Origin of the sequence: Paenalkalicoccus suaedae, assembly GCF_006965545.2 — a bacterium.
Lineage (GTDB): Bacteria > Bacillota > Bacilli > Bacillales > Salisediminibacteriaceae > Paenalkalicoccus > Paenalkalicoccus suaedae.
Genome location: NZ_CP041372.2, coordinates 3,679,585 through 3,694,205, shown reverse-complemented (window position 1 = coordinate 3,694,205; position 14,621 = coordinate 3,679,585). Strand labels below are relative to the sequence as shown.

Here is a 14,621-nt window from a genome sequence, read left to right as displayed (position 1 = left end):
ACCACACACCAACCGAAATCCCGTCATATAGCCTATTTTTTTCAAATTAATAAGTGGTATGATTAGCACATAGTAACTACTCCTAAAAAAGGAGGAGATCGTATGATTTCCTTACCAGCACGCTATGTGAAGTGGACGTACATTATTGGCATATCCTTTATGCTCGCCGCAATCATTTATTATTTTCAGTCCAATTGGTACCTGTATCCACGACTTGTGCAAGTAAGCCTCATTACAGGACTTGTTTTCGCTTTTTTCGTCGCAGCAATCATGACACAACGCATTAGCCCACGCTTTGTTTTTTTATCAAGCGTCATGCTAACGGCAGGCTTTATTAGCTATGGAGTAGCACTTGGTGTGATTGGAGATATTTATCATTCTCAGTCGCAGCTTTACTGGTTGTTCCTCATTTGGCTGTTGCCAACCTTCCTGGCAGCAGTAGCCTCCAAGCAGCCAGCACTCCAGCTTTTAAGCTTTGCTCTTTTGCAGGCAACGATCCTGTCTTATTTAACACCAACGTACGAAACACGCTCTGATTGGGTGCTCCTACTAGGGTTTATCGTGGCATCCTTATTAAGTGTTGCTCTATTTTATCTCACTCGCAAAAATGAGCGAGTGCAGGCCATGATCCCGTACGCGTTTTTTGCTATGGCGCATGTTTACGGACTGATCATCTCCACCCGCTTCGTCCTAGAGAGTTTAAATGGCTTTGCGCACATTTACTATCTCCTGCTTCTCGGAGCGTCGTTTGCCCTATTCCGACGAGATACGTGGATTTTCCGCCTTACTATTATCGCCGGAATTTTTTATATCGCGCGTCAGATTTTATCTTATTTAATTGATATCGATGTCGCGCTAATCTTCCTTCTCATTGCAGCTGGTGCTATAGGAGTTGTAGTGGCCGGCGTTAAGGTTTTAAATCAGCATAGTGATAAAGTCATTGCGACCAAACAGGCTAGCCGTACCTTTATCCTACGGGTCATCACTGTTGGAGCGGCCGCAGTGGCAGCCGGAGCAATCACAGGCTTTCTTTTCATCGTTCTCCAAGATATCTCTGGCACTTTCCTAGGTATCCTTAGTGCCGCAAGCTTTTTCACAGCCCTGCTGTTGAGAAAAAACAGTGATAGCTACGTCCAATTTTTTGTTCTCTTCGGTAGCTTTTTTATGCTAGCGACACTTCTTGATTTTTGGGGTGTCCTTGCGATCACTTGGATTGTTCCTTTAATTTGGCTCTACCTTCGCGTCAAAGATGCGTACACGCGAACGCTCGTCTTCTTATCATTTAATATGGCGGTTGTTTTGTGGGTATCATTTACGTTTAATTCTGGTGAGCTAGCAGCAGGTATCCTTACCGTCGCAGCAGGAATTGGTGCGATTATTGCCTATAAATCTGCATTCAGACTGCCCTACTTGCATGCACTCTTTATCTTTTACGTGTACTTTTATTCCTTGCCATTTACCGTTTGGGACCGAGGTCCGCGTTACTTTATTTACGTGAGCTCATTCCTGCTCATCGTGACGGCACTCCTTTACTGGCATGTGCGCTTAAAGGATAAAGGCGGTATCGTCCTAACAGCGACTTTTTGGTTTATCTTCTTATTTTATCAATACGTTGATCTGCTGTGGGAGAACCTTCCTGCGACCTTTACGTTTGCCCTTCTCGGCGCGATTTTCCTCATAGCTGCAGTGATTCTCGATCGTGGGGAAACGATTGAGGCGGTGCGACCAAAGTTTACCGTTGTGACAATAGTGGCGATGGTGCTCACGTTTGGATTAATGGCAGTGCCAGTAGCAACAAGTGAGGCTGCACTTAGAGATGGACAGTCCATTGTGGTGGCGATCGACAATCCGTATGACAGCTACTATGGATACAATAATGTTGTCTACCTCTCCTATCCGTTTGAACGGATTGATGAGACGTCAGGTGCTACTAGTGGTAAGCCTGTGTATGTCGGGCTAGTAGACGAAGAGGATGGGCGTCACGTGTTTGATGGGGATATTAGGTACTCGTTAGACGATGCAAATCCAGACACAGTCTATCTAAGAGGGATCGACTCAGGATACGGATACGCAGACTTTGGCATCTCTAGCTATCGCGTCGAAACGGAAGATGAGGCTGAAATTGATGCTGTCGAACTTCTTGTAGGGTCCGATGGGATCGCTATTATTGAAGGACTAGTTGAAGCGGAATAACCGCATATCAATTAATTGGAAAGAAAAAACGCCTCAAAATAAATGCATACGAACAAGGGTGAAATGCAGACAGCACGAGTAAAATGCCACGTTGCACTCCATTCACATAAAAAGGATAGGATGCAATCGCGCATCCTATCCTTTTTAATCAATTAATTATCTATGATCGATTGTCTCTGGATACATGTCGTGGTTCATCATGCGATGCTCGGCCATTTTTTCGTACTTTGTGCCAGGCTGACCGTAGTTCACGTAAGGATCAATCGAAATACCGCCGCGTGGCGTAAATTTACCCCATACTTCGATGTAGCGAGGTCCCATAAGCTTAATGAGGTCGTCCATAATTGTGTTCATGCAGTCCTCGTGGAAATCTCCGTGATTGCGGAAGCTAAATAAGTAAAGCTTTAGCGACTTACTTTCGACCATCTTTTCGCCTGGAATATAGCTAATATAGATGGTAGCAAAATCGGGCTGGCCAGTTTTAGGGCACAGGCTTGTAAACTCTGGGCAGTTAAACTTAACGAAATAATCGCGGCCCTGGTGTCTATTCTCAAATGCTTCTAAGATAGCTGGATCATAGTCCATTTTATACTCAACGTTTTGGTTACCTAGTAAATGTACTTCTTCCTCACGACTTTTGCTCATCGTGATCAACTCCTTTAAGTGATTTATCAGTCGTACCTATTCTACACGGAACGGCATATTTGTGCCAATACTTGCAGATGTATTTGCAATTGGTCTTTTGCTGTGATAGATTAAAAAGCAATACGAGGTGAGAGCGATGAAAAACGCGCATACGTACATGACAATTCAACAGCAACAGTAAAAGCTTTGCCAAGCGATTAAAAAAACGCCTTGGGAAAGCTATTTATCGTTAACCGCAATGATTAAAACGCCATTAATCGCTGCGGTTTTTTATGTGTATGATGCGTGTAGTCGGTCAGGGAGGATGAGGAGTCCGTGGATAAAACGGTTAAAATTAAGCAATCTTTTGAAAAAAAATATAGACAAGGCTATCCCTTATTAACAGAAGAGGCTCTTGTATCATCTGGGAAGCTACATGAAGAAGGGGAGCTCCTACAGGTTGTAACCGAGGACGGCGACTTTATCGGCTATGGCTATCATGGGAGACAAAATAAAGGTGTTGGCTGGATTTTGACGCATCGAGAGCACGAGGCCATCGACCAGCGACTCTTCGACCGTAAGCTCATTGAAGCGGTGGGTCGTCGCAGTGCTTTCTTTTTAGACGAAACAACGACAGCGTTCCGTGTGTTTAACGGAGAGGGCGATGGCATCGGTGGAGTGACGATTGATAATTACGCTGGCTACTATGTGATTCAGTGGTATAGTCGTGGTGTTTATCAATTTAAGGATTACATCGTTCATGCGCTTCAAACGTACACAGATTGTATCGGTATTTACGAGAAGAAGCGCTTTGCTAAAAAAGGCGAATATGTCGAGGACAACGACTTTGTTAGCGGAGAAGAGGCGCCGAGCCCTCTTATTGTAAAAGAGAATGGAGTAAATCTAGCTGTCTATTTAAATGATGGTGCGATGACTGGTATTTTCCTCGATCAACGAGAGGTTAGAAAGATGTTGATGGATCACTTGGCCGCAGATCGCTCGGTATTAAATACGTTCTCCTACACAGGTGCATTCTCTGTGTTTGCAGCTATGGGAGGTGCTTCGGGGACAACGAGCGTAGATGTTGCGAATCGTAGCTTAGAGAAGACGTCGGAGCAGTTCCGCGTCAATCATTTGCCTGTTGAGTCGCAAAAAATTATCGTCGATGATGTATTTGTGTACTACAAACGTGCAACGAAGCGTGAGGAAGAATACGACGTTGTCGTGGTTGATCCGCCAAGCTTTGCGAGAACGAAAAAAACAACGTTTAGTGCAGCAAAGGATTATGCTAAGCTATTAAAGGAAACAATTGCATTAACGCGTACAGGAGGCACGATCGTTGCCTCGACCAATCACGCAGGACTATCAAGAAAGAAATTTAGAAGCTTTATCGATCAAGCCTTTGACGAAGCTGGTCACACGTATCGCATCGTCGAGCAGTTCCGTTTGCCGGAGGACTTTGTCACCTTAGAAGAGTTCCCAGAAGGCAACTATTTAAAGGTTTATGTCATCGAAAAGCTAAAAGCAAAAGAAGCCTAAATAGAATTTATTAACGAATAGAAGGGTGATAGTATGGCAGAGCACACAGAAGGCGCACACTTTATTAAACATATCGTGACAAAAGATTTATCAGAAGGATCCTATGATGGCATCATCACACGTTTCCCGCCAGAGCCGAACGGTTATTTACACATCGGGCACGCAAAATCGATCGTATTGAATTTCGAATTAGCGGATGAATTCAACGGTAAAACGCACCTGCGTTTTGACGACACGAATCCTCTTAAAGAGGACAAAGAGTATGTAGATGCGATTCGTAAAGATATTGAATGGCTTGGCTATGATTGGGAAGAGCTTCGCTTTGCATCCGACTACTTTGAGACGATGTACGAGCAAGCTGTTCATTTAATTAAGCAAGGTCTTGCGTACGTAGAGGACCTTTCTCAAGAAGAGATTCGTGAATATCGCGGTTCGCTTACTGAGCCAGGGCGCGAGAGTGCATCTAGAAGCCGTAGCGTTGAGGAGAATCTTGATCTATTCGCACGTATGCGCGAAGGAGAATTCGGTAACGGCGAGAAGACACTTCGTGCCAAGATCGACATGAGCTCACCTAACATTAACTTACGGGATCCAGTCATCTACCGTATCTCTCACACGGAGCACCACCACACGGGCGACAAGTGGTGCATCTACCCAATGTACTCCTTTGCGCACCCGCTTGAGGATGTCATTGAAGGTGTCACACACTCGATCTGTACGCTCGAGTTTGAGGATCAACGCCCGCTTTACGACTGGGTGGTCGAAAATAGTAGCTTAACGTCTACACCAAAACAAATTGAGTTTGCTCGTTTAAATTTAACAAACACAGTTATGAGTAAACGTAAGCTCAAGCAGCTTGTAGATGAGAAGCTAGTATCTGGTTGGGATGACCCGCGTATGCCAACGATTTCTGGTATGCGACGTCGCGGTTTTACTCCAGAGTCTATTAAACGTTTTTGTCGCGAGATCGGCGTATCAAAAGCAGACAACCTTGTTGACTATCGTATGCTAGAGCATTTCCTTCGCGAGGATTTAAAGCTGAAAGCACCACGTACAATGGGTATTTTAGATCCGCTAAAAGTAGTGATCACGAACTATCCAGAAGATGAAGTGGAGTGGCTTCCTGCGGAGATTAATCCGGAGAATGAAGAGATGGGTATGCGCGAAATCCCATTCTCCCGTGAGATTTATATTGAGAAGAGCGACTTTATGGAGAACCCACCAAAGAAGTACTTCCGCCTCTTCCCTGGCAATGAAGTGCGCATCAAGCACGCGTACTTTATCAAGTGTCATGATGTCATCAAGGATGAGAATGGCGAAGTAGTAGAGATCCACTGTACGTATGATGTCGAGACAAAGTCAGGCTCTGGCTTTGAGGGACGTAAAGTGAAGGGAACGTTGCACTACGTAGAAGCAACGCAAGCGATCCCAGCGGAGTTCCGTATTTACGACTCACTTATTGCAGATGACGCAAAAGGTGATGATTTCCTTGATCACGTTAACACGGATTCGTTAACGGTTATGCAAGGTTTCGTTGAGCCAAACATGGCTGACGTAGAAGGCGGCGACAAATTCCAGTTCTTCCGCCATGGCTACTTCAACGTAGATCCAGTAGATAGCACAAAGGACAAGCTAGTCTTTAATCGTATTGTAGAGCTGAAGAGCTCGTTTAAATTATAAGAGTAACGGATTAGGAAGCGGGGCCAGTGGCCTCGCTTTTTTGTGTTGGATGGCAATTTAATTTATTAGTTTTTACTACTATAGGAGTGAATGCACGTATACATAAACCAGAGTGATACATAAGTCATCTGATTTAATACAAAAGGCAGTCAAGTGATGCAAACGAGCCTTCACTTGACGCAAAGCAGAATAAAAGAGCCGCATTACGATGGGCAAAGTGATGAGGCATTTGTTCAATATATGGAGAACGAACAAGAAATCCACACAATTGACTCTGTAACGAATCAATTCCCATCTAATAAATATCTTTACAGCAGTAATAAATAAAGAAGGCCCTTCATATAAACCGTATTTAACCAAGTAACATCGATTCAGGATAAAAGTACGCGAAACGATGCGCAAAACTGTGCAACTGCTAGCACGGCTAAAGGACTAATTCACCTTTTTCCCAAAAATAACAGCATTCAATCAAATTTGTCTACCAATCACCATTTAAAGCTGTTTATGATAGATGTAAGCGTTATCATTAAAAGGAGGTATTTGATGAGAAGATGGGTAATAGCAATGTTGGCTGTGTTATTTTTATTTCCTTCAGTAGTAGTTGCAGATGGTTTGAACGGTACGATGATGCAATATTATGAATGGCATCTAGAAAACGACGGACAGCATTGGAATCGGTTGCACGATGATGCCGCAGCTTTGAGCGATGCAGGTATTACAGCTATTTGGATACCACCAGCCTACAAAGGTAATAGTCAGGCGGATGTTGGGTACGGTGCATACGATCTTTATGATTTAGGAGAGTTCAATCAAAAGGGTACTGTTCGAACGAAATACGGAACTAAGGCGCAGCTTGAACGAGCTATAGGAACCCTGAAATCTAATGACATCAATGTATACGGGGATGTTGTCATGAATCATAAAATGGGAGCTGATTTTACGGAGGCAGTGCAAGCTGTTCAAGTAAATCCTTCGAACCGTTGGCAGGACATTTCAGGTGCCTACACGATTGATGCCTGGACAGGCTTCGACTTTCCAGGGCGTAACAACGCCTATTCAGACTTTAAGTGGAGATGGTTCCATTTTAACGGTGTTGACTGGGATCAGCGCTACCAAGAAAACCACCTTTTCCGTTTTGCGAATACGAACTGGAACTGGCGAGTGGATGAAGAGAACGGTAACTATGACTACTTGTTAGGGTCGAATATTGACTTTAGCCACCTGGAGGTTCAGGAGGAATTAAAGGACTGGGGAAGCTGGTTTACTGACGAGCTAGATTTAGATGGATATCGCTTAGATGCCATTAAGCATATTCCATTCTGGTATACGTCTGATTGGGTCAGGCATCAACGCAATGAAGCAGATCAAGACTTGTTTGTCGTTGGGGAGTACTGGAAAGACGATGTTGGGGCGTTAGAATATTATCTCGACGAGATGAATTGGGAAATGTCCCTATTCGATGTTCCGCTTAATTATAATTTTTACCGGGCATCGCAACAAGGGGGAAGCTATGATATGCGTAATATCTTACGGGGATCTTTAGTAGAGTCGCATCCTATGCATGCAGTTACGTTTGTCGATAATCATGATACCCAGCCCGGTGAGTCGTTAGAATCGTGGGTCGCGGATTGGTTTAAGCCACTTGCTTATGCGACGATTTTAACGCGTGAGGGTGGTTATCCAAACGTATTTTACGGAGATTACTACGGAATTCCTAACGATAATATTTCAGCTAAAAAGGATATGATTGATGAACTGCTTGATGCTCGTCAACATTATGCCTATGGTACGCAGCATGACTATTTTGATCATTGGGATATCGTAGGATGGACAAGAGAAGGGTCATCTTCACGTCCTAATTCGGGTCTGGCTACAATTATGTCAAATGGTCCGGGGGGATCAAAGTGGATGTACGTTGGACGGCAACATGCAGGCGCAACTTGGACGGATTTGACTGGTAATAACGGAGCGTCCGTTACAATTAATAGTGATGGATGGGGCGAATTCTTTACAAATGGAGGATCCGTATCTGTTTACGTCAATCAATAACAAAAAGCCTTGAGGAGGGACGAATCCCTGCTCAAGGCTTTTTAACATCGCTTAGCTTAACGCTTCTACGACTTTATCTGCTGTACTTTGGCTTGATTGAGGATTTTGTCCAGTCACGAGATTTCCATCGCGTACCGAAAAATCTGCCCAATTATCACTGTTGACAAAGTCTGCGCCTTTATCACGTAGCGTAGATTCTAATAGGAATGGAACAACGTTCTCAAGACCCATTTCCTTCTCTTCAGAGTCTGTAAATGCTGTTACCTTTTTACCTTTTACGATCGGTGTTCCGTCTGCATAAGTGGCATGAATGAGTCCACTAGGTCCGTGGCATACAGATCCGATAACGCGATCATTTTCAGCTGTCTCTCTGAGAAGTCGCTGTAGTAAGAGGTTGTCCGGATAGTCGTAAACCGTACCGTGACCGCCTGGTAAAAAGACAGCATCGTAGCCTGCTGATACGTCTTCTTCAGATAGCTTTTCTGTGTTAGCAAGCTTAGATTCTGCCTCCTGCCATTCTAACTGACTTTCTTCAGGTAAGCTGTTAGGATCTAAAGGAACCTGACCTCCAGCAATACTTACCACTTTTACATCAAAACCAGCTTTTACGAACGTGACGTAAGGAGCTGCAAACTCTTCTAGCCATAGGCCTGTGTTATTGTCTCCGCCCATCTTTGCTTCGCTTGTAAGTACCATTAATACTTTCTTTGTCATGATTCATTACCTCCTAAAGTGCGTTACTCTAACCCTTCTTTCCCGGGTATTCCTTTAGATAAACGTCACAAGAGGTATGATTAGCGTTTCTTTGTATGTGTCTTTGCATATTCCTTCAATTCTTTCATGATCGTATCTTTATGGTCCTCTGTAGTGAAATCAATGCCGTAGGTAAAAACCTCACCAGCTTTTTCTTTCCACATAATGACGCCTTCAGGCTGGATGGTTTGTTCTTGGATCGTGACATCAAACGTGAGCTCACAACTGTCCTCGGGTAAAGAGAGTGCTGTTTGAAGGCGAAGACCTCCGGGACTAATGTTTAAGACGACGCCTTTCGCCGTTTTAGATTTGTACGATTTCCCATTTACCTTACTGATAAAGAAGGTTGTGTCGAGTGGAGTGCCAAATTCATAGCGTAGTGCTTCCTGTCTGCGTCGTACCATAGTCTCAGTCCTCCTAAAGCATTCATTTTTTCCATTATATAGCTTTTGTAGGAAAGAAGAAATGAGATTTTCATAAAAAAGAGAAAAGATTCTTTACGAACGCACGAATGGCACGAACTCTGACTTGATCTGGTGAAGCTTGTGGGTGTCCGTAAGCACCTCATAACCTGTTAGCGCTAATGCCTTCGCTCCGATCATCATACCTTCAAAGCCTTGTGAGCTTAACGCTGCATCCCGAAATTCGACGGTGTGAGCAGAGATCGGACGGTGAGAAATACGAATGTAAGGGTGAATAGCCGGGCAACGCTGACTGACATTCCCCATGTCTAAAGAGCCTGTGCCACCTTCATGATCAAGTATTTCGTCAGGACGAATACCGAGTGATACTAGCTGGTCGGTAAAAATGTTAGAGAGAGGCTCGTTTGTTTTCATATCATCATAGGAATATTCGTAGTTTGTGACTTCTAGTTTAGCGCCAGTTGATAGTGCTGCTGCACGAGCGCAGTCAATGACCTTTTCTGTAACAGGATTAACGGTTTGACGACTTTTAGCGCGTGCGTAAAATTGCGCTACAGCATAGTCAGGAACAATGTTTGCTGCTTGGCCGCCCTCTTTAATAATGCCGTGAATACGGACATCCGAGCGAACGTGCTGACGAAGTGCATTAATACTATTAAACGTCTGGATCACTGCATCTAAAGCGTTGATGCCTTCTTCTGGTGCTGCAGCTGCATGTGCTGTTCGGCCCCTAAAGGCGAATTGAATGGCGTCCATTGCAAGCGAGGAGCCACTCTTCACGTATTCAGCAGAGGGATGTGCCATCAATGCGACGTCTAACTCATCGAATAAGCCGGCATCTGCCATTGTCACTTTTGCTCCTTTTGTTTCTTCAGCTGGCGTCCCAAAAACCTTGATCGTGCCTCCTGTCTCGTCTAGTACCTCTTTAAGTCCAATTGCTGCTGCGACGCCTTGCGTCCCAATTAAATTATGTCCGCACGCATGCCCGATTTCAGGGAGTGCATCATACTCACACATAAATCCGATTGTTGCACCAGGCTTGTTGCTTTCATATGTAGCGATAAATGCTGTTGGCGCGTCAACCATTCCTGTTTCCACAGAAAATCCGTGTTTGTGTAGAAGTGTTGTCAGTGCTTCACACGCTTTGAATTCTTCGTTTCCAAGCTCTGGATTATTTCCGATGTACTGACTCGTCTCATAAAATGTATGCTTATGTGCATCAATGGTTTGTGTAATGGTCTCTCTCACTATTATTTCCCCTCTCCGTGCGTTGGCTTTTTATCTAAGCTTTTTTAGTGGCTGCTTTGCTGGGCCTTCTATGACGCTCCCGTTATAGTGAAAGCGTGAGCCGTGGCATGGGCAGTCCCATGTATTATCTCCATTATTCCACTCTACCTCACAGCCCAAATGTGTACAAGTCGTATCCACTACATGGAGTCTTCCAACTTCATCTCGGTACGCGCCTGCTCTGCGCCCGTCGCAGGAGACGATCGCGCCTTCACCTTTTTTGACTTCCTCTTGCTGTTTCGTCGCAAAGCTGAGCTTCCCTTTAATAAATTTATACGCTACATTCGCATTCTCTTTAAGAAACGTCTTAAGGCTTGGATCAATAATCCAACGTTCTGGATCAAATAACGCCATTTCATCGGTCTCAGACCCCAGCACATAGTCTTTTAACATATGAGCAGCCATCGTTCCGTTTGTCATGCCCCACTTTCTAAAGCCAGTTGCAAGAAAAGTGTGGGGGTAAACCTGACTTAATACACCGATGAAGGGGAGGTTATCCACTGTGTATAAGTCTTGGGCGGACCATCGATAAGAGATGATGTCTGATTTAAAGACGTCCTTCGCATAGTTCTCTAACGCAAGATAATGCTCGATCTCAGGTAAGCCTTGACCAGTTTTATGACCCTCTCCACTAACTAGCAGATGCGATTCTCCGTTAATCGTCACAGAACGGATGGAACGCTTTGGTTCATCCACACTTAAATACATTCCTTCTACAGAAGGGGCCTTTACCGCTAGCACATAAGAACGTTCTGCGTGCATTCTTGTAAAATATAGGTTCTCTCGGTCGTAAAAAGGGAAGTGAGTACAAGAGAGAACAAAGTTAGCAATGACTTTATGACCTTTGTCGCTTACAACCACAGGGTATGTTTCCTCCACAAACTCAACGATAGGAGTTTGTTCAAAGATTGTCCCGCCGGCAGATAAAAACTCTTCCGCGAGAAAGCTCAAATAACGAAGCGGATGAAACTGTGCTTGATCAGGCATGATGAGCGCATGCTCAATAGGTTCATTGAAGGGTAGAGTTTGTGAGACGGTAAAAGGTATATTCAGACGTTTATATGCTGCCTGCTCTTTTTGTAGGGTCTCTAATCCTTTTTTAGTTCGTGCGTATAAAATAGCTGATTCCTTTGATAGTCCACACTCTAGCTCATTTGATTTGATTGTGTCTTCGATGAAGGATTTTGCGTTCATTTGTAGGTCATAATAAAGGCGAGCGCTATCTGGCCCAAAGTGACCGATTAATTCATCGTAAATGGCATCGTGCTGAGCCGTTATTTTGGCCGTCGTGTATCCGGTCGTTCCAGCAAATAATCGATCTGCTTCTAAAAGGACGCATTTCTTACCTGCCTTTTGGAGAAGATAGGCTGCTGTAATCCCTGTAATACCACCGCCAACAATAGCCACATCAAATTGGCAATCGTTCGATAATTGGTCAAACGTGGTTGGGTCCGTTGAGGATCTCCAATAGGAATTTGTTTCTGGTGGAAGCTTTGTCATGATAGACACTCCTTTATTATCTTGATAAGGATAGTGTTGGATAGTCTGTAACGAACTATTCTTCCTGGTAGTGGGAAGTTTCGACAAATAGGTGTATAATAATTGTTAGAATATTCTTTCATTCTTATTTAATCAAAGGAGGCCTATCCATGCTTAAGAACTATGATCCAGCTACATACTATGATGAAATGATGCAAGGTAAGAATTCGGCAAGAAGGCACTACGAAACGTTCCATCGGTTACTTGAGAACTTTACACTGGAAGAGTTGCACGAAAAGCATGAGACGGCCCAACTGAGCTTTTTACGACAAGGAATTACGTTTACCGTATACCACGAAGAGGGTGGAACAGAGCGTACAATGCCGTTTGATCTCGTGCCAATTATTATTCCAAGTGATGACTGGGAAAGAATTGAGGCAGGTATTAAACAGCGGGTTAAAGCACTCAATTTATTTTTAGAGGATATTTATAACGAGAAAAAGATTGTATTGGATGGGGTTATTCCAAAAGAGCTTGTAGAAAACAACCAGTATTATTATGAAAAGCAAGCTTCAGGGTTAAAAATTCCACACGATAACCACATTTTTTTAGCTGGTATTGATTTAATTCGTGATAATGAAGGTACGTATAGGGTATTAGAAGATAACCTGCGTAATCCATCTGGTATGTCCTATGTTTTTCAAAATCGTTTTGTCATGAGAAAAGTGTTTCCTGAGCTTTTCTTCGAGCATGAGATTAGGACATTGGAGCATCAAGCTTCCCATTTACACTGTGCTTTGTTGAGTCATGTGCCAGAAGGTTCAGAATCGAAGGACGCCCCTGTTGCGGTCCTGTTGACACCTGGGATGTATAACTCCGCATACTATGATCATATTTTCTTAGCACAGCAAATGGGGATTGAGCTTGTAGAAGGGCAGGATTTATTGGTAAAGGACGATAAAGTTTATATGAAAACACTTCGCGGTTTGCACCGCGTTGATATTATTTATCGTCGTATTGATGATGACTATTTGGACCCAGAGGAATTCAATGCAGATTCGGAACTAGGAGTTCCAGGGCTTATGCGGGCTTACCGGGCAGGGAACGTCGCAATCTGTAACGGTGTGGGAAATGGAGTGGCTGACGATAAAGCGATGTATGTGTATGTACCAGATATGATTCGCTATTATTTAGGTGAAGAGCCACTCATTCCAAACGTTGAAACCTACTTTTTAACAGATCCAGAGGTACGAAAGGACGTTTTAAGTAGACTTGACGAGCTCGTAGTTAAAAATGTTGGTGCTTCAGGTGGATATGACATGCTGATTGGACCTCAAGCAACACCAGAGCTTATCGAGATATTTAGACAAAAGATTCTCGAGTCACCGGAGCAATATATTGCCCAGCCAACGATTCAGCTTTCGAGAGCACCAGCCTTTCAGGATGAGCGATTTTACCCTTGCCATGTTGATTTACGCGTGTTTGCTATTGGGGGAGAGGATATTCATGTACTCCCAGGAGGTTTATCGCGAGTCGCATTAAAAGAAGGGTCGCTTGTCGTCAACTCATCTCAGGGTGGCGGCGGAAAGGATACGTGGGTGCTACGAAAGGGGGATGACGCACATGCTTAGTCGCGTTGCATCGAGCTTATTTTGGTTATCACGTAATATCGAGCGCGCAGAAAACAATGCGAGAGTGTTAGAAGCGCGGCTTATTAATGCGTTAGAATCATCTGACCAAAGTGCGGTTGCTGATAGTGATTGGGAGGCTGTATTAGACATTTGTTCTTCGGTAGAGGAGTACCGTGAAACGTACGATGATTATATTGCAGAGACTGTTGCGCACTTCCTTATTTTTGACCGAAACAATATAAACTCTATTATTAATTGTATGGAATATGCACGTAATAACGCACGGTCGGTTCGCGATATTATTCCAGAAGAAATGTGGGAAGTAATCAATGGCCATTACTTGCAAATGATGGAAAGTGATCCCGCCTCTTGGTCCATACGAAAAACATACAATTTTCTCAAAGAAATAAAGATCCTGTCGTTTACGTTGCAAGGCGTGATCGAGTCGTCTATGCTACGAGAAGAGGCATATAGTTTTCTTAAGATTGGAAAATGGCTGGAGCGGGGTGAGAAGACTGCGAGAGTACTAAATGTCGTCTGCGAAAAAACAAAGGAAGCGCAGGAGGAAGTGCAGGCGCAGTATTACTATTGGTTGAGTGCCCTGCAGTTTTTAAATGGTTATGATGCATATCTGAAGCGATTCCCGCCGACAATGGATCCTAGTCAGGTATTGCCATTTTTAATTTCTTACGAACAGTTCCCAAGGTCGATCGAGTATTGTGTAGAACATATTCGAGAGGCGGTTATGAAGATAGAAGGGGGCAAGGTCTCCCATTATTCCGCAGAGCTATTTGATGCACTAGATGAGGTCACGCGTGAGTTTACAAAAATTAAATTTCAAGAGATGACCTCTGATGAAATGGTGCCGTTTTTAGATAATTTCCAAAACAGCTGTAATCGGATTGGATATGTATTTGCAAAAACGTACTACTTCATTTGAGGCAGCATAGAGAGGATGACGCTT

The 14,621-nt window shown here is 43.8% G+C and carries 12 protein-coding genes; 7 read left to right on the top strand and 5 right to left on the bottom strand.

All coding sequences use genetic code 11. The annotated features are described in order from the left end of the window. Nucleotides 1-102 precede the first annotated feature (102 nt). The gene (locus FLK61_RS18720; protein WP_176010858.1) at nucleotides 103-2,193 is read left to right on the top strand and encodes a DUF2157 domain-containing protein; all 2,091 of its coding nucleotides are present in this window, start codon (nucleotides 103-105) and stop codon (nucleotides 2,191-2,193) included. Nucleotides 2,194-2,349: 156 nt separating this feature from the next. Here FLK61_RS18720 and queF read toward each other — a convergent pair whose 3' ends face one another. Further along, complete coding sequence (gene queF, locus FLK61_RS18715) at nucleotides 2,350-2,838, bottom strand: preQ(1) synthase (RefSeq protein ID WP_249777640.1); 489 nt, start codon at nucleotides 2,836-2,838, stop codon at nucleotides 2,350-2,352. A gap of 315 nt (nucleotides 2,839-3,153) precedes the next feature. Between queF and FLK61_RS18710 the strand changes: the two genes are divergently transcribed. The 4 genes from FLK61_RS18710 to FLK61_RS18695 all read left to right on the top strand — a co-directional run bounded on the left by FLK61_RS18710 (nucleotide 3,154) and on the right by FLK61_RS18695 (nucleotide 8,085). Next, entirely contained in the window at nucleotides 3,154-4,356 is a 1,203-nt protein-coding gene (locus tag FLK61_RS18710; protein ID WP_176010856.1) for a class I SAM-dependent rRNA methyltransferase, read from the top strand. A gap of 33 nt (nucleotides 4,357-4,389) precedes the next feature. Then, the gene (locus FLK61_RS18705; protein ID WP_176010855.1) at nucleotides 4,390-6,036 is read left to right on the top strand and encodes a glutamine--tRNA ligase/YqeY domain fusion protein; all 1,647 of its coding nucleotides are present in this window, start codon (nucleotides 4,390-4,392) and stop codon (nucleotides 6,034-6,036) included. Between the two features lie 153 nt (nucleotides 6,037-6,189). Beyond that, the gene (locus tag FLK61_RS18700) at nucleotides 6,190-6,363 is read left to right on the top strand and encodes a hypothetical protein (RefSeq protein ID WP_176010854.1); all 174 of its coding nucleotides are present in this window, start codon (nucleotides 6,190-6,192) and stop codon (nucleotides 6,361-6,363) included. Nucleotides 6,364-6,558: 195 nt separating this feature from the next. Further along, the gene (locus FLK61_RS18695; protein WP_176011309.1) at nucleotides 6,559-8,085 is read left to right on the top strand and encodes an alpha-amylase; all 1,527 of its coding nucleotides are present in this window, start codon (nucleotides 6,559-6,561) and stop codon (nucleotides 8,083-8,085) included. Between the two features lie 51 nt (nucleotides 8,086-8,136). On the opposite strand, the gene FLK61_RS18690 is transcribed toward FLK61_RS18695, so the two are convergent. The 4 genes from FLK61_RS18690 to FLK61_RS18675 form a co-directional block, all read right to left on the bottom strand. Then, the gene (locus FLK61_RS18690) at nucleotides 8,137-8,799 is read right to left on the bottom strand and encodes a type 1 glutamine amidotransferase domain-containing protein (RefSeq protein ID WP_176010853.1); all 663 of its coding nucleotides are present in this window, start codon (nucleotides 8,797-8,799) and stop codon (nucleotides 8,137-8,139) included. An 80-nt stretch (nucleotides 8,800-8,879) separates the two neighbouring features. After that, nucleotides 8,880-9,242: a PilZ domain-containing protein gene (locus tag FLK61_RS18685; RefSeq protein ID WP_176010852.1), complete on the bottom strand. Its 363-nt coding sequence runs from the start codon at nucleotides 9,240-9,242 to the stop codon at nucleotides 8,880-8,882. A gap of 93 nt (nucleotides 9,243-9,335) precedes the next feature. Next, nucleotides 9,336-10,508: a M20 family metallopeptidase gene (locus tag FLK61_RS18680; protein WP_176010851.1), complete on the bottom strand. Its 1,173-nt coding sequence runs from the start codon at nucleotides 10,506-10,508 to the stop codon at nucleotides 9,336-9,338. 30 nt (nucleotides 10,509-10,538) lie between these two features. Beyond that, the gene (locus tag FLK61_RS18675; RefSeq protein ID WP_176010850.1) at nucleotides 10,539-12,047 is read right to left on the bottom strand and encodes an FAD-dependent oxidoreductase; all 1,509 of its coding nucleotides are present in this window, start codon (nucleotides 12,045-12,047) and stop codon (nucleotides 10,539-10,541) included. Between the two features lie 149 nt (nucleotides 12,048-12,196). Here FLK61_RS18675 and FLK61_RS18670 point away from each other — a divergent pair, with 149 nt between their 5' ends. Together FLK61_RS18670 and FLK61_RS18665 are read left to right on the top strand one after the other, a co-directional pair. Continuing rightward, nucleotides 12,197-13,657: a circularly permuted type 2 ATP-grasp protein gene (locus FLK61_RS18670; protein WP_176010849.1), complete on the top strand. Its 1,461-nt coding sequence runs from the start codon at nucleotides 12,197-12,199 to the stop codon at nucleotides 13,655-13,657. Next, complete coding sequence (locus tag FLK61_RS18665; RefSeq protein ID WP_176010848.1) at nucleotides 13,650-14,597, top strand: alpha-E domain-containing protein; 948 nt, start codon at nucleotides 13,650-13,652, stop codon at nucleotides 14,595-14,597. The genes FLK61_RS18670 and FLK61_RS18665 overlap by 8 nt, the downstream gene beginning before the upstream one ends. The last annotated feature ends 24 nt before the right edge of the window (nucleotides 14,598-14,621 follow it).

Excerpts from the sequence above, each read along its gene's own strand:
- FLK61_RS18675 (WP_176010850.1), bottom strand. The coding sequence starts at position 12,047 with ATGACAAAGCTTCCACCAGAAACAAATTCCTATTGGAGATCCTCAACG.
- queF (WP_249777640.1), bottom strand. The coding sequence starts at position 2,838 with ATGAGCAAAAGTCGTGAGGAAGAAGTACATTTACTAGGTAACCAAAAC.
- FLK61_RS18670 (WP_176010849.1), top strand. The coding sequence starts at position 12,197 with ATGCTTAAGAACTATGATCCAGCTACATACTATGATGAAATGATGCAA.
- FLK61_RS18705 (WP_176010855.1), top strand. The coding sequence starts at position 4,390 with ATGGCAGAGCACACAGAAGGCGCACACTTTATTAAACATATCGTGACA.
- FLK61_RS18685 (WP_176010852.1), bottom strand. The coding sequence starts at position 9,242 with ATGGTACGACGCAGACAGGAAGCACTACGCTATGAATTTGGCACTCCA.
- FLK61_RS18720 (WP_176010858.1), top strand. The coding sequence starts at position 103 with ATGATTTCCTTACCAGCACGCTATGTGAAGTGGACGTACATTATTGGC.
- FLK61_RS18665 (WP_176010848.1), top strand. The coding sequence starts at position 13,650 with ATGCTTAGTCGCGTTGCATCGAGCTTATTTTGGTTATCACGTAATATC.
- FLK61_RS18690 (WP_176010853.1), bottom strand. The coding sequence starts at position 8,799 with ATGACAAAGAAAGTATTAATGGTACTTACAAGCGAAGCAAAGATGGGC.